The sequence below is a fragment of the Parafrankia colletiae genome, assembly GCF_001854655.1.
GTDB classification, from domain to species: domain Bacteria; phylum Actinomycetota; class Actinomycetes; order Frankiales; family Frankiaceae; genus Parafrankia; species Parafrankia colletiae.
In genome coordinates this window covers 156,765-171,517 of sequence record NZ_MBLM01000109.1, presented here as the reverse complement: position 1 = coordinate 171,517, position 14,753 = coordinate 156,765, and the positions used below count along the sequence as shown (strand labels likewise).

11 protein-coding genes and 2 pseudogenes are annotated in these 14,753 nt (G+C 71.1%); 10 read left to right on the top strand and 3 right to left on the bottom strand.

What is annotated here, in order from left to right; translation table 11 throughout:
• The 5 genes and pseudogenes from CC117_RS13760 to CC117_RS13740 form a co-directional block, all read left to right on the top strand.
• On the top strand, positions 1 to 844 hold an 844-nt coding region (locus CC117_RS13760), incomplete at its 5' end, for an ABC transporter substrate-binding protein (protein WP_071084151.1).
• A gap of 368 nt (positions 845 to 1,212) precedes the next feature.
• Positions 1,213 to 2,427, top strand: a complete 1,215-nt coding sequence (locus tag CC117_RS13755) for an ABC transporter substrate-binding protein (protein WP_241830082.1) — start codon at positions 1,213 to 1,215, stop codon at positions 2,425 to 2,427.
• A 452-nt stretch (positions 2,428 to 2,879) separates the two neighbouring features.
• Positions 2,880 to 4,247: a citrate synthase gene (locus CC117_RS13750; protein ID WP_071084147.1), complete on the top strand. Its 1,368-nt coding sequence runs from the start codon at positions 2,880 to 2,882 to the stop codon at positions 4,245 to 4,247.
• A gap of 94 nt (positions 4,248 to 4,341) precedes the next feature.
• Positions 4,342 to 4,767 (top strand): annotated as a pseudogene (locus tag CC117_RS13745) (alpha-hydroxy-acid oxidizing protein); the annotation flags it as partial.
• A pseudogene (locus CC117_RS13740) lies at positions 4,739 to 5,233 on the top strand (long-chain fatty acid--CoA ligase); the annotation flags it as partial. The pseudogenes CC117_RS13745 and CC117_RS13740, both read left to right, overlap by 29 nt.
• A 52-nt stretch (positions 5,234 to 5,285) precedes the next feature.
• Here CC117_RS13740 and serC read toward each other — a convergent pair.
• Positions 5,286 to 6,410: a phosphoserine transaminase gene (serC, locus tag CC117_RS13735; RefSeq protein ID WP_071084142.1), complete on the bottom strand. Its 1,125-nt coding sequence runs from the start codon at positions 6,408 to 6,410 to the stop codon at positions 5,286 to 5,288.
• Entirely contained in the window at positions 6,403 to 7,497 is a 1,095-nt protein-coding gene (locus CC117_RS13730; RefSeq protein WP_071084203.1) for a citrate synthase 2, read from the bottom strand. The genes serC and CC117_RS13730 overlap by 8 nt, the downstream gene beginning before the upstream one ends.
• A 332-nt stretch (positions 7,498 to 7,829) precedes the next feature.
• Between CC117_RS13730 and pdxH the strand changes: the two genes are divergently transcribed.
• The 3 genes from pdxH (at position 7,830) to CC117_RS13715 (ending at position 10,553) form a co-directional block, all read left to right on the top strand.
• Entirely contained in the window at positions 7,830 to 8,528 is a 699-nt protein-coding gene (gene pdxH / locus CC117_RS13725; protein ID WP_071084140.1) for a pyridoxamine 5'-phosphate oxidase, read from the top strand.
• Positions 8,529 to 9,003: 475 nt separating this feature from the next.
• The gene (locus CC117_RS13720) at positions 9,004 to 9,756 is read left to right on the top strand and encodes a hypothetical protein (protein ID WP_321572606.1); all 753 of its coding nucleotides are present in this window, start codon (positions 9,004 to 9,006) and stop codon (positions 9,754 to 9,756) included.
• The gene (locus tag CC117_RS13715) at positions 9,753 to 10,553 is read left to right on the top strand and encodes a L,D-transpeptidase (RefSeq protein ID WP_018636763.1); all 801 of its coding nucleotides are present in this window, start codon (positions 9,753 to 9,755) and stop codon (positions 10,551 to 10,553) included. Before CC117_RS13720 ends, CC117_RS13715 begins: the two co-directional genes overlap by 4 nt.
• 327 nt (positions 10,554 to 10,880) lie before the next feature.
• Here the strand turns inward: CC117_RS13715 and CC117_RS13710 are convergent, their stop codons facing one another.
• Positions 10,881 to 12,347 (bottom strand): cryptochrome/photolyase family protein, encoded by a 1,467-nt coding sequence (locus tag CC117_RS13710; RefSeq protein WP_071084136.1) that lies wholly within the window; start codon positions 12,345 to 12,347, stop codon positions 10,881 to 10,883.
• Positions 12,348 to 12,481: 134 nt separating this feature from the next.
• Between CC117_RS13710 and CC117_RS39935 the strand changes: the two genes are divergently transcribed.
• Both CC117_RS39935 and CC117_RS13700 read left to right on the top strand, forming a co-directional pair.
• The gene (locus CC117_RS39935; protein WP_265338901.1) at positions 12,482 to 13,921 is read left to right on the top strand and encodes a mechanosensitive ion channel family protein; all 1,440 of its coding nucleotides are present in this window, start codon (positions 12,482 to 12,484) and stop codon (positions 13,919 to 13,921) included.
• Positions 13,922 to 14,166: 245 nt separating this feature from the next.
• The gene (locus tag CC117_RS13700) at positions 14,167 to 14,736 is read left to right on the top strand and encodes an hnRNP-L/PTB family RNA-binding protein (protein WP_071084132.1); all 570 of its coding nucleotides are present in this window, start codon (positions 14,167 to 14,169) and stop codon (positions 14,734 to 14,736) included.
• Positions 14,737 to 14,753 lie beyond the last annotated feature (17 nt).

Below are 14,753 nucleotides of genomic sequence, written 5' to 3'. Positions count from 1 at the left end.
GGCTCTCGACACCTCGATCGACACCATGTCCGCACTGCGTATCCCCGTCGTCGGCTACGGCCAGCCGAGCTGGGCCCCGCACACGAACATGTTCACGAACCTCTCGTTGCCAGCTCCGGTGACACTGGGGCGCTACATCCAGGCCAGCGGCGGTACCCGGGTCGGCGTCGTGATGACCGGGTCGTTGCCGAGCACGATCCAGAGCATCGAGCGGTACAACGAGGCGTTCCGGTCCATCGGGCTCACCACAACGGACACGGTCCAGTTCGCGAGTGCCACCGACAACCCGGTCCGGGTGGCCCAGCACCTGGCCGCTAACGGCGTCGACACGCTGATCGGCTTCACCCAGCCTCAGGACCTGGCCGCCGTCATGCAGGCAGCCCGTCAGGTGCGCCTGAACCTGGCCGCGACGATCTCGTTCACCGGGTACGACCGCACTGTGCTCTCCGCCCTCGGCCCGCAGCTCGCGGGGGCCACCTTCCCCGTCTACTTCCGCCCCTTCGAGGCCGGTGGGCCCGCCATCGAACGCTACCGGGAGGGCATGATCCGCTTCGCGCCGGAGACCACCCAGACCGACCAGCGGTACGCCCTGAACTCCTACGTCTATGCGGACATGTTCCTGCGCGGCCTCGACCTGGCCGGAGAATGCCCGACCCGCGAGGGGTTCATCAGTGCCCTGCGCAAAGTGAGCAGCTACGACGCCGGCGGCCTCATCGAGCCCGTGAACCTGGCAAGCACGGCGACCGAACCGCTCGACTGCTACGCATTCGTCAAGATCAATCCTGCTGGCACCGCGTTCGACGTCGCCCGCACCCGCCTCTGCCCCGACGGCACAGGCAGCTGACGCGACCGGAGGGGCCGACATCCCGCGCAACGCGACCGGGGTCCGGGCCCGGGCCCGGTCGACAGGCAGCACCTATTTCGCCTGATTCATCCTGCTACACGCAGATTGAACCTCCAGCCAAAGACGACTGTCTTGGAAATGACGCCGTCAACCCGAACACTGAAAGACATCCGTCTTCACCCATAACGAATCACCTGGGCTCGCCGCGGCCGGCCCCTCGGACCGCTCCTCTGAACAGGTCGCTAGCATCCTGAACCACAACATTAATGAGATGATCTAACAGTTGGTCGGGTTGACGGGCGGAGCCAGCCGGCTACATATCTCCGCAGGCACTCCATCGTCATCCTTCCACGCTCACGGAGGAATGCGTGCTCTTATCCAGGAGGAAAAGAAGCCTGGGCCTGGYGGTGGCTGCGGTTCTCGCCGCCGCCGGGGTGACCAGCTGCTCCGGCGGCGCGGGAAGCAGCAGCTCAGCCGCCTGCTCATCCCCCGGCATCACTCCCGACACGGTTAATCTCGGGCTGGTCGTCACCGACTCCGGTGTGGGCAGTACCGCTTTCACCTCGGCCCGCTCGGGAATCGATGCAAGGATCGGCCAGGCCAACGAGGAGGGTGGGGTACACGGCCGGAAGATCGCCTACGAGTGGCATGACGACGCGAACTCACCCGCCCAGAGCGACCGCGTCGTCGAGGAGTTCCTCCGCGACAACTCCGTGTTCGGTCTCATGGCGGTCACCCTCGCCCTCGGCAAGTCGATCGACACCATGTCCGCGCTGCGCATACCCGTCGTCGGCTACGGCCTGCCGACCTGGGCGACCCACACGAACATGTTCTCGAACCTGTCCTCGGCCGCCCCCACGACCCTCGGGCGCTACATCCAGGCGAACGGCGGCACCAGGGTCGGCGTCGTGATGACGGGAGCGTCGGCCTCCACGATCTCGGTCATCGAGAGGTACAACGAAGCCTTCCGGTCCATCGGGCTCGCCACCACCGAGACCATCCCGTTCTCCAGCGCGACCGACAACCCGGCCAGGGTCGTCCAGCGCCTGGCCGCCAACGATGTCGACGCGCTGGTCGCATTCACGGTCCCCGAGGACCTCGCGCGCATCATGYAGGCCGCCCGCCAGTCGGACCTGGGCCTGACCTCCGCGATCTCGTTCACCGGGTACGACCGCAGCGTCCTCTCCGCCCTCGRCCCGCAGCTCTCGGGCGTCTCCTTCCCCGTCTACTTCCTCCCCTTCGAGGCCGGTGGGCCCGCGATCGAGCGCTACCGGGACGGAATGGCCCGCTTCGCACCCGAAACCGTCCAGACCGACCAGCGGTACGCACTCAACTCCTACATCTACGCGGACATGTTCCTGCGTGGCCTCGACCTGGCCGGGGAATGCCCCACCCGCGAAGGTTTCATCAACGCCCTGCGCAAGGTGAGCGACTACGATGCCGGCGGCCTGATCGAGCCCGTGAACCTGGCCAACAACGCGACCGAGCCGCTGAACTGCCACGCCTTCGTAAAGATCAACGGTCCGGGCACCGCGTTCGACGTCGTCCGCACTCGACTCTGCGCCGACGGCACCGGCAGCTGACCCACGTCGGGGCCGGGAGCCTCAGGGGCCGGACAGAGGCAGGGGCAGGTCCCCCGCGCGGCGCGATCAGGCGGTCGCGGCGCGCGGGAACCGGCTCCTCGCCTGTGTGACCAATCTCGCCAAACCACCGCTCGGGCGCCGATCGGGTGGGACGACGGBAGCCCCACACAGGAGCACGGACCGGTCGCCCAACCACCCCAGGACACCCAAATCGGGCCGACCCTTACCAGGTGCATCAGCCCGCGCGCCACTCTGAGCCCGTCGACATACAGGGTGGCACAGCACACGTGGGACAGACGCCACCGATCACGCGCATGTCGTGGCTCGAACCGCGAGACTTGGGGACAACCGAACCAGACCAGTGAACCGGCGAGAGCGCTCCGATACCCGGGCGCGCGCCCGGAGGTGGCCGACGCCGTCACCCGGCAGTGCCATGGCGAGAGGAGCCCGGCGTGTCCGAGCAGGTCAGTACCCTGACCGTCACAGACAACCGCACCGGTCGGACGTACGAGGTGCCGGTCACCGACGGCACGATCCGCTCGAGTGCGTTCCGTGCCATCAAGGTCGACGACGACGACTTCGGCCTCATGGCGTACGACCCCGCCTTCACGAACACGGCGAGCTGTCGCAGCGCCATCACCTACATCGACGGCGACGCGRGCATCCTGCGCTACCGCGGCTACCCGATCCAGGAGCTGGCGGAGAAGAGCAGCTTCCTGGAGGTCGCCTACCTGCTGCTGGCTGGCGAGCTCCCGACCTCGGACGAGCTCGCCACCTGGGAAGACGAGATCACGCACCACACCCTGGTGCATGAGTCGATCAAGAAGTTCATCGACGGCTTCCACCACGACGCCCACCCGATGGGCATGCTCGTGTCGACCGTCGGCGCGCTGTCGACCTTCTACCCGGACGCGAAGACGATCGACGACCCGGGCCTGCGGCGGCTGCAGATCGTCCGGCTGATCGCGAAGATCACGACGCTGGCGGCGTTCTCGTACCGCCACTCCGTGGGCTTCCCGTACGTCTACCCGGACAACGACCTCTCGTACGCCGGCAACTTCCTCAACATGATGTGGAAGGCCACCGAGCTCAAGTACGAGCCGGACCCGAACCTCGAGCACGCCCTCGACGTCCTGTTCATCCTGCACGCCGACCACGAGCAGAACTGCTCCGCGAACGCGATGCGTGCGGTGGGCAGCTCGCAGGCCGACCCGTTCTCGGCCGCGGCCGCGGCGATCTCCGCGCTCTACGGGCCGCTGCACGGCGGCGCCAACGAGCAGGTCCTGCGCATGCTCTCCGAGATCGGCTCGGTGGAGAACATCCCGGCCTTCATCGCGCAGGTCAAGGACGGCAAGAAGAAGCTCATGGGCTTCGGCCACCGGATCTACAAGAACTACGACCCGCGGGCCCGTGTGATCCGCCAGGTCGCCGACGAGGTCTTCAAGGTCACCGGCACCAACCCGCTGCTCGACCTGGCGATGGAGCTGGAGCGGATCGCGCTGGAGGACGAGTACTTCATCGCCCGCAAGCTGTACCCGAACGTCGACTTCTACACCGGCATCATCTACCAGGCCATGGGCTTCCCGGTCGAGATGTTCCCGGTGCTGTTCGCGATCGGGCGGATGCCGGGCTGGCTGGCCCAGTGGGAGGAGGGCCTGCTCGACCCCGAGCAGAAGATCGCCCGCCCGCGGCAGCTGTACGTCGGCTACGACGAGCGCCCGTATGTGCCGATGAACGCCCGGTCGGCAGCGACGGACTCCGAAAGCGACCCGATCGCCGCCCAGGCTGCTCAGGCCGCCCCCAGCCGCCCGCTGCGCTGACCTACCGGGGCCCCGCCCCAATCCCCCGCGGCCCCCGACTCGGACGACCGCCTCCGGCCATCTGGCCGGCAGGCGGTCGTTCTGCTTTTCCGCCTGGGACACAGTCGCCTGGCTGCGTGCGCTGACGCCGCTGCCGATCGTCCTGAAGGGGGTGCTCCACCCGGCCGACGCCAGGCTCGCCGTCGAGCACGTCGAGCACGTCGAGCACGTCGAGCACGGCGTGGACGGCGTGGACGGCGTGGACGGCGTGGACGGCGTGGACGGCGTGGACGGCGTGGACGGCGTGGACGGGATCATCGTCTCGAACCACGGCGGGCGGCAGCTCGACGGGGCCGTGGCGACCCTCGAGGCGCTGCCCGCCGTGGTCGACGCGGTGGCGGGGCGGCTACCCGTCCTGCTCGACGGTGGGGTGCGGCGTGGCACCGACGTGGTGACCRCACTCGCGCTCGGGGCCCGCGCCGTCGCGGTCGGGCGACCGGTCGTGTGGGGACTCGCCGCTGGAGCCCGCCCGGCTGCGTGAGGCGCTCGACGTGTTCGGCCCCGTGGTCTTCCACGGCTACGGCCAGACCGGGGCAGGCACGATCTCGATGGCCACCCCGTTCGACGTCCCCGGTTCGGTCGGGTTCCCACCGGAGGCGGTGGACGTCCAGGTGCGGGGTTCCGACGGGACACCGCTGCCCGCCGCGGAGGTCTTCACGGACGGCTGGGTACACACCCGCGACCTCGGCCACCTCGACGCCGACGGCCGCCTGTACCTCTCCGGGCGGACGAGGGACGTCATCATCGTCAACGCCGGCCTGCACTACGCCGGGCCGATCGAACGCCTGCTCGCCACCCACCTCGGTGCCGGCTGCGCACCCGCCAGGATCACTGCGATCGACGAGGCACCCCTGGCGCCCAGCGGAAAACCGGACAAGCGCCTGCTCCGACCCACGCACGCCCAGCCGGCAGAAACCGACCCAGCTTTGACGCGGGCTCTGAAGTGAGCTCTGAAGTGCTCGACTTCCGAGCACTTCAGAGCTCGACCCGGCGCTGTGGTCAGAGGCGCTCGACCACGTGGTCGATGGCGCTGGTGAGGGTCTCGACGTCGGACGGCTCGATCGCCGGGAAGYAGGCGACGCGGAGCTGGTTGCGGCCCAGCTTGCGGTAGGGCTCGACGTYGACGACGCCGTTGGCGCGCAGCACCTTGGCGACGGCGGCGGCGTCCACACCCTCGAAGTCGATGGTGACGACGACCTGCGAGCGCTGCGCCGGGTCGGCGACGAACGGCGTCGTGTAGGTGGTCTTCTCGGCCCAGTTGTAGAGGATCGAGGAGGACTCCGCGGTGCGCCGCACGGCCCAGTCCAGGCCGCCCTGCCCGAGCATCCAGTCGAGCTGGTCGGCGAAGAGGAACAGGGTGGACACGGCCGGGGTGTTGTACGTCTGGTCCTTGGTGCTGTTGTCCAGCGCCGTCGTCAGGTCCAGGAACGGCGGGATCCACCGGTCGGTGGCCGCGATCTCACCGAGCCGGGCCAGCGCGGCCGGCGACATGAGGGCCGCCCAGAGGCCACCGTCGGAGGCGAAGCACTTCTGCGGGGCGAAGTAGTAGACGTCCACCTCGGTCAGGTCGACGGGCAGGCCGCCGGCGCCGGAGGTGGCGTCCACCAGGTGCAGCGCACCCGCATCGGCCCCCACCGGGCGCCGCACCGGGCGGGCGACACCGGTCGAGGTCTCGTTGTGCGGGGTGGCGTAGACGTCGATACCCGCCTCGGGGGCCCAGTCGGGGTGGGTGCCCGGCTCGGACTTCACGACCGACGGGTCGGCCAGGAACGGGGCGCCTTTCGTCGTGTCGGCGAACTTCCCGCCGAACTCGCCGAAGACGAGGTGCTGTGAGCGTTCCCGCACCAGGTTGAAGGCGGCGGCGTCCCAGAACGCGGTGGCGCCGCCGATGCCGAGGACCACCTCGTACCCGGCGGGCAGCGAGAACAGGTCAGCGAGCCCCGAGCGAACCCGTCCGACGAGGTTCTTCACCGGCTTCTGCCGGTGTGACGTGCCGAGCAGCGACGAACCGCTGGCGGCGAGCGACTCCAACGCCTCGACGCGGACCTTGGACGGGCCGCAGCCGAAGCGACCGTCGACCGGCCGCAGCGACTCGGGCAGGACGATCGTCGGAGCGTCAGGCATTGACATCCCCCAGCGGCCGCGGTGCGGGGCCGATGTAGCGGGCGGACGGGCGGATGAGCCGGCCGGTGCGCTTCTGCTCCAGGACGTGAGCGCTCCAGCCCGCGGTGCGGGCACACGTGAACATGGACGTGAACATATGGGCCGGCACCTCGGCGAAGTCCAGCACCACGGCCGACCAGAACTCGACGTTCGTCCGCAGCGGGCGGTCCGGGTACCGGTTCGTCAGCTCCTCGATGGCCGCCGCCTCCAGCGCCTCGGCCACCTCGTAGCGGTGCGAGCCCAGGTCGCGGGCGGTGCGGCGGAGCACGCGGGCGCGCGGGTCCTCGGCGCGGTAGACCCGGTGCCCGAAGCCCATCAGGCGCTCCTTGCGGTCCAGGGCCGCCCGGACGTACCCGGTGGGGTCACCGGTGCGCTCCACCTCGTCCAGCATCGCCAGCACGCGCGACGGCGCGCCACCGTGCAGCGGACCGGACAGGGCGCCCACGGCGGCCGACAGCGCCGCGGCGGCGTCCGCGCCGGTGGAGGCGACCACCCGGGAGGTGAAGGTGGAGGCGTTCATGCCGTGCTCGGCGGCGGACACCCAGTAGGCGTCGACGGCCTGCACGTGCTTGGGGTCGGGCTCGCCACGCCAACGGATCATGAACCGCTCGGTGATGGTGCGGGCGCGGTCCACCTCCTTCTGCGGGACGGCGGGCTGCCCGAGACCGCGGGCGGACTGCGCGACGAAGGACAGGGCCWTGACGGAGGCCCGGGCCAGGTCGTCCCGCGCCTGCTGCGCGGTGATGTCGATCAGCTGGCCGAAGCCCCAGAACGGCGCGAGCATCGCCAGCGCGCTCTGCACGTCGACTCTTATGTCCCCGGAGTGCACCGGCACCGGGAACGGTTCGGCGGGCGGCAGGCCCGGCTCGAACGCCCCGTCGACGAGGAGGCCCCAGACGTGGCCGTAGTCGACCTTGCCGACGAGGTCCTCGATGTCGACGCCGCGGTAGCGCAGCGCGCTGCCTTCCTTGTCCGGCTCGGCGATCTCGGTCTCAAAGGCGATGACGCCTTCCAGGCCCGGCTTGAAATCGCTTGTCTTCTCGGCCATCGAGTCCGGATCTCCGCTTCTGTCTCGGCCGACCACGGGACGGGCCCTGCCGGAACCGGCCGGCCGGCCGCGGTATGCCGCGCCACCGGCCGGGTGCACGCCGACACGGCCGTCGTCGTCGCATCGGATCTGTCTAACGACGCAATCGTCCGTCTGCATCCTGCCCTGTGCGGGACGGTTACGCCACTGGACGGGACGTGATGAGTCGCGTTCCGCACGGGGCGGCCCACGACACCCCGGGACCGTCCGCGGTCAGGCCCGGTGACCAGCCGGAATGACATCCGACCAGGTGAGCGCCGTCACACCACCGAGGGGCTGTCAGGATCCGGGGCGTGACGCCCTCCCCAGCCGTGCCCGATCTCCCGGCGGCGCCCGATCCGTCCGGGCTGCGCCGCGGCTACCACCCCGGCCGGTTCGACGAGTCGATGCTCGCCGCGACCTGGGTCGAGCAGTTCCGCAAATGGTTCGCGGACRCATCCGACCCGGATTCGGGAATCAACGAACCGAACGCCATGATCTTTGGTACGGCGGACGCGGCCGGCCAGCCGAGTTCCCGCACGGTGCTGATGAAAGGGTTCGACCGGCGCGGTTTCACCCTGTTCACGAACTACGGTTCGACCAAGGCCCGTCAGGTGGCCGAGAATCCATTCGGGTCGCTGCTGTTCCCCTGGTATCAGCTGGAGCGTCAGGTGATCGTGGCCGGTTCGGTCGAGCGGGTGCCGCAGGCGGAGAGCGACGCCTATTTCCGTTCCCGGCCCCGGGGATCGCAGCTCGGGGCGTGGGCGAGCCACCAGTCGACCGTGATCCCCTCCCGATCGGTGCTCACCGAACGGCTCTCCGAACTTGAGCGCCGTTGGCCCGGAGGCGTGCCGGTGCMGGTTCCCCCCTTCTGGGGGGGACTACGCCTGGTGCCGACGTCGGTCGAGTTCTGGCAGGGCCGCCCGAACCGTCTCCACGACCGTCTGCGCTATCGCCTGATCGCACAGGGTGCGGAAGGTGTCTGCTGGGTCGTCGAACGGCTCGCACCCTGACCGGCCCGGAATCCCGGCGGCGCAATCCGCGTCCACGGTGCGGTCCACCGTCCAGTCCGCGGCGATGCCCGGCGTGATGCCCGCACGACCCCGCCACGACGCCCGCACGACGGTCATTCCGCACCGCAACCGAACACCGGCAGAACCGCAGCCGAACGGTGGCCGAACCGCGACCCGGACAAGCGATCAACCGGCGTCTACGCAGCTTCGCGGGAGGGACCTCCCACACCGCCACCGCGACGCGTTTAACACAGATGAACACCCAACGTTCTCGCTACACCAGACCCGCCCACTCCCTGACGATGCGGGCATTGGTACCTTTCTGTCTGCAGCCGTACCTGATCGGCAAACGCTGATCCGCGTCCCGCGCCGACATGCCGCCCTCCGGCCCGTCGGGCACGTTGACGGGTCGCCGGCGGCGGTCAACGGCGACCCGTCACACATCGAGGGAGACGGATTAATGCGGATCACCAGAATGCTGGCTGCGACGGCCGGCGTTCTCGGCGCGGCCCTGATCGCGGTCGCCGCCCCGGCCTCGGCGGCCACCACGCCGACGCCCGACGTGCCGACGACGACCACCTCGGTGTCGCCGACCACCACCCCCAGCACAGGCATCCTCGTCGAGACCTCGACGGCGCCCTCCGGGACGCCCACGGCCGACCCGTCGGCCAGCGCGGATCCCTCGGCGACGCCCAGCGTCGACCCGTCGGCGAGCCCGAGCGCCAGCACGGACCCGTCGGCGACGCCGACCGACACCGCGCCCGAGAGCGCCTCGCCGACCCCCACCGAGGGCACCGGGGACCCGATCCTCGACGGCTTCCTGTCCCTGCTGCCCTTCAAGGTGCCGCTGGACAAGGAGATCGACGGCATCGAGGACTTCGACGCCAACCCGCTCCTGCTCACCTACACCTGCGGCGACTCCGGGCCCGACTGGGTGCTGCGCAACAGCGGCGACAAGGCCCTCGGCTTCGGCTGGTTCGACACCAGCCTCGGCGCCGGCATCAGCGAGATCGGCCCGGGCGCCACCCTCAACCTCACCAGCCACGCGATGGCCGTGATCGCGTCCCCGTGGGACTCGGAGTCCGGCTACCTGCTCGTGACCGTGCCCACGGTGGGCGTCTCCGACTGCGAGGACACGGCGCCGCCGGCGACGGCCCCCGTCGCGCTGCCCATAGCCGTGCCGGCGACCAGCAGCGTCGTCCACGCCGAGCCGTACTACACCGGATGAGCAGCAACCACGAAGCGCCAGCCCGGCGCTGGCCCGGCCGCCGCGCCCTGTCCCGGACAGGAGCGGCGGCTGCGGCCGTTGTACTGGGCGGTGCGATTCTCACCGGCTGCGGCGGCGGAGACGACTCCGGCTCGGCCGCCGGCCAGGTGCCCGAGACCGTCCGCAGTCAGCTCGCCGCCGTCGCCGGTCTCGGGCAGGGAGCGAGCACCGTTCTGACCGCGACCGGGGCCGGCGTCGACATCTACCAGGCACCGAACGCGCCGCGGCCGACGTCCACGCTGTCGAACCCGAACGAGAACGGCGCCCCCCGGGTCTTCCTCGTCCAGGCGAGGATGCCGGGCTGGTGGCAGGTGCTGCTGCCCGTCGAGCCCAACGGCAGTACCGGCTGGGTGAAGGCGGAGCAGGTCACCGCCAGCCAGACGCCGTACCGGATCGTGGTCGCGCGCGGCGCGCACAAGCTGCGCCTCTACAACAACGACCAGATGATCGCGGAGGAGCCGGTCGCGATCGGCACCACCGACACCCCGACCCCCGGCGGCCGGTTCTTCCTGATGGAGCTGCTGCGGCCGAGCAACCCGAACGGCGCCTACGGACCGTACGCGTTCGGCCTGAGCGGATTCTCGACCAGCATGGAATCCTTCGGCGGCCGAGACCCGGTGATCGGCATCCACGGGACGAACGAGCCCGGCTCGATCGGCCGCGATGTCAGCCACGGCTGCATCCGACTGAGTAATGACTCGATCACCCGGCTGGCCCAGACGGTCCCGCTGGGGACCCCCGTCGAGATCGTCGCCTGATCGAGTCCGTCGCCTGATCGCGGGCGGCCCGGTCAGGCGGCGTACCGCCGGGGCCGGGCCGCGGCGGCGCACAGCAAAGGACCGTGGCGCGCCAGCGCGAGCTGCCCTCCACATCCCGCGCCAGCGCAACCACGTCCGGTGGAGCCCGTCACTTCCCCACCGGCGGGGCGAGGAGCCGAGCCCGCCGTCTCCCTGCCCGTCTTAAGGGTGGCCAATCCCGACCGGCCGAACCGGCGGACGACAGAATCGGAACGTGTCGGGTATCTGACACGTCCATCGCTTGCGGGTGCGCCAACCAGGCAGGTAGACGGGGGACCCGTCCGCCGGTCAGTCGCCGCGGTGGCCTCCGCTCTTCCGGGCCTGCTCATAGCGGTCGAGGGCCTCCCTGCGTTCCGCGGCGTGGTCCACAACCGGGAGCGGGTAGCCGTCCGGCGGACCGCCGGGGCGCTTCCACGGCTCGTGCACCTCGCCGGCGGGGAGTCCCCGCAGCTCGGGGACCCAGCGCCGGATGTACTCCCCCTCGGGGTCGAACCGGCGTCCCTGCGAGACGGGATTGAAGACCCGGAAGTACGGCGCCGCGTCGGTGCCCGTACCGGCCGTCCACTGCCAGCCGTGGTTGTTCGAGGCGAGGTCGCCGTCGACCAGGCGCTCCAGGTACCAGCGGGCGCCGTGGGTCCAGTGGACGTGCAGGTCCTTGCAGACGAACGACGCCTCGATCATCCGGATCCGGTTGTGCACCCAGCCCTCGGCGAGCAGCTGACGCATGCCGGCGTCGACGACGGGATAGCCGGTGCGGCCCCGTTTCCAGGCTTCGAAGGCGTCGCCCGGCGGCTCGTGGGCCATCGTCGCCAGGGTGTCCGAGAAATCGCTGCGGGCCGAGGAGGGGTGGGCGGCGAGGACGTCCGCGTAGAACTCCCGCCAGGCGACCTCGGAGCGGAACTTCTCCGCCGCGCCGGACAGGTCACCCGGGGACTCGCTCCCTCCTCCGCTCTCGCCCCTGCTCCCGCCCCTGCCGTCCGACGTGGCGGTGACCGCCTGGTGCAGCTCGTGCAGGACGGTCCTCGGGTGCACGCAGCCCCACTTCAGGTAGGGCGAGAGCCGGGAGGTGACCTCGGCGGCCGGCTCGTCGCGATGCCGCGCGTACCCGGCGAGGCTGTCGCGCAGGAAGGCACGCAGGCGTTCTCGTGCGGCCGCCTCGCCCGCGGCGGGCAGCCGGGTGCCCTCCAGATCCGGGTCGGCCGGGATGGCCGCACCGCTGCCGGGCAGCGAGCGGGGATCGAGCCAGTCCGGGTCTGCCGCCCCGGCCGCGGGTGCCCGCCAGCCGTGTTCCTTCCAGGCCCGGTAGAACGGCGTGAACACCCGGTAGGACGTGCCCTCCGAGCTGGTCACCCGGCCCGGAGCAACCGCGTAGGCGGAGCCGGTGCGCCGCAGTTCCCGGCCGTCGGCGGCCAACGCCCGGGCGACCCTGTCGTCCCGGTCACGGCCGTACGGGCCGTGGTCGGCCGCGATGTGAACCACGTCGGCGCCGACCTCCCGCGCGACCGCCGGGACGACCTCGTCCGGGCGGCCGGCGCGGACGCACAGCCGACCGGACAGCCGCTCGTCGAGGTCCCGCAGGCAGCGGTAGAGGAAGGCGAGACGCACCGGCCCGGACGGGCTGCGCAGCGCGTCGTCCAGGACGAACAGGGCCAGGACCGGTCCCTCGTCGGCGGCGGCGAGCAGCGCCGGGTTGTCATCGAGACGGAGGTCGCGACGCAGCCACCACACCGCCCGCCGTGACGTGGACGACCTCATCCCACAGACACTATCCAGATACGGAAAGTCACCAGCGAGGGCCACTTCGGTACCACACCATCCCGACCGAGTCCACGGCGTGGCATCACCTGACCGCGCCCCGTGACTGTTGTGCTGTCCAGGTGACACAGGCCGTGCAGTGGGATCAGGGCATTTCCGACGCCTGGTCGCGCATCGCGCAGACAGGCCTCAGGATCCTCGTGTTCGTGCTGCTCCTCGCAGCCGGCACGATGATCGTCTGGGCTCTGCTCCGCGCCGCCGACCGGGCCCTGGAACACACCGGTTTCGATCGCCTGCTCGCGCGGTCCGGCGCCGCCCGGCTGCTGCACAGCGACGAGGCCACCCTCCGGACGGGACTACTCCGCCTCGCGGCGGCAGCCTGCCTCCTCGCCGTCCTCCGCGTCGCGCTCGGGGTGTTCGGCCCCAGCCCGGCCGACCAGATGGCCGGTACGGCACTCGACGTGCTGGCGAAGGTGCTGCTCGCGTTCGCGATCGTGCTCGTCGGGCTGGCCCTCGCCGCCGCCGCACGCCAGTTCCTCACCGACTCGCTCACCGGGCTCCGGCACGGGCGCACGGTGGGCAGGGTCGTCGCCGGGATCGCTGTCCTCGCGTTCGGCAAGGCGGCCCTGGACGAACTCGGCATCGGCACCTCGGTCACGACGCCACTGCTCTATGCAGTGCTCGCCTCCTGCACCGGCGTGGTCGTGGTCGGCGTGGGCGGCGGGCTCATCCGGCCGATGCAGAGCCGCTGGGAGGAGATTCTCGACCACGCCGAGGACACCGCCCAGGAGGCTCGCGCCGCCTGGCGCACCAACCACGCGCCGACCCTCGCAGCCCCGTCAGCCACCGCTGGGCCGCCACACACAGCACCGCCGCCACACACAGCACCGCCGGCGCCCACAGCACCGCCTCCGCGCACGACGTCGCCAGCCCAGCCGCCGCTGACGCCGGTACCGGTACCTCCGCCATCACCGCCGCTGTCGTCGCCACCCCTGCCGTCGCCACCCCTGCCGTCGCCACCCCTGCCGTCGCGACCACCGGCGCGCCCACCGACTTCGCAGGCGTGGCCTGCACGGTCGGCGTCGCCACCGTTCACCGCCTCGACGCTGCCGACGGCACCGCCATGGGCCGGCAGCCCGCAGGCGGGCGGGTTCCTGACCGTGCCGGAGGGCGCGCCAGGGCCCACCAGCCCCGCGCCCGGTGCCGGCCCGGCGGGCCCCGCAGGCCCCTTGGTGGCGCCTCGGCCGGATTCGGCACGCGACCCGTACGGGACGGCGACCGACGACGCGCGCCGCGGCCCGCTGGCTCCCCAGCCAGCTGCGCGACACCCGTCCTTCCCGCCGCCGGGCGAGCGGCCTCGACCGGCCCGGCCGGGTGTCCCCACAACGTCCCGAACGGCTCCCGGAGCCCCGGACCAGCGGTCCTCGACAACCCCGCCGGCGGCCGGTCCGCGGGGGCCGGTAGCGTCCTCGAATCAGGCCATCCCACCCCCGGCGCCGGGCACGGCGCCCCGGCCCGTGCCAGCCGACCCAACACCCACCCCCCCTGTTCGGGGGGAACGGCCTGCTCCCTGACCGTGCTCCCGGCCGACCTGGAGGGGTGCGTTCGGCAAACTACGACGCGCCACGACGCCGGGTGGGGCACTCTGGGAAGAGAAGCACTTCGGGTCGCGGTACGGCGCCCGCGCCGCACCGCACGACGGTGGGAGACCTCCACGCCACGACGACAAGCGGACGAGCAGGACCTCGCGGAGGGCGACGCCTCGTCGGCGTCACGAGAGTGCGAGCGAAGGGACATCTCGGTGAACGAGCCATCTGACATGGAACGTTCACGGCTGCTCCTCGGATGGCTGGCGGCCCGCCGGGCGGTGGATCACTGCCTGTCCGACCTGCTGGCCGCCGGCCCCGCCGGTGAACGAAGGGTCCGCGAATCGCTCGCGAGGGTCGACGACCTGGAGACACGCGCACAGGTCGCGTTCGACCGTTATCGCAGCGCGGCCGAGTCCGCCGAGGCGGCGGGGCCCGGGGCCGGGCGCGCCCACAGGTGGGCCACCGACCCGTCCACCCCCGGCCCGGACGGGCCCGAGGATGGCCAGAGTGGCCGGGCGACCGGTGACCCGGCGAGGAACGACCGCGGCACCACCGCAGACAGAGGAGTCACCGCGGCTCCGGGCGGGGATCCCCGCCCGTTCGAGGCCGACAGGAGGAACGTCATGCCGCTGCACGTGAACCCACGCAGCATGACTCCGGCCGGCCGGGAGCAGGCCGGTCCCGATCCGGGCGCGGGCGATCGCTGGGCGCCGCGCGAACGACCCCGGCTGAATGTCGTCCGGGAAAGCGACCTTGCCCGTAGCAGTACTAATACGAAAAGTAATCAACGACACCGTTGATGCACGGCTAGGTCAGC

Bases quoted from the DNA above. Each gene is read 5' to 3' on its own strand.
- CC117_RS13720 (WP_321572606.1), top strand. From the start codon at position 9,004: ATGCTGGCTGCGACGGCCGGCGTTCTCGGCGCGGCCCTGATCGCGGTC.
- CC117_RS13715 (WP_018636763.1), top strand. From the start codon at position 9,753: ATGAGCAGCAACCACGAAGCGCCAGCCCGGCGCTGGCCCGGCCGCCGC.
- CC117_RS13710 (WP_071084136.1), bottom strand. From the start codon at position 12,347: ATGAGGTCGTCCACGTCACGGCGGGCGGTGTGGTGGCTGCGTCGCGAC.
- CC117_RS13700 (WP_071084132.1), top strand. From the start codon at position 14,167: ATGGAACGTTCACGGCTGCTCCTCGGATGGCTGGCGGCCCGCCGGGCG.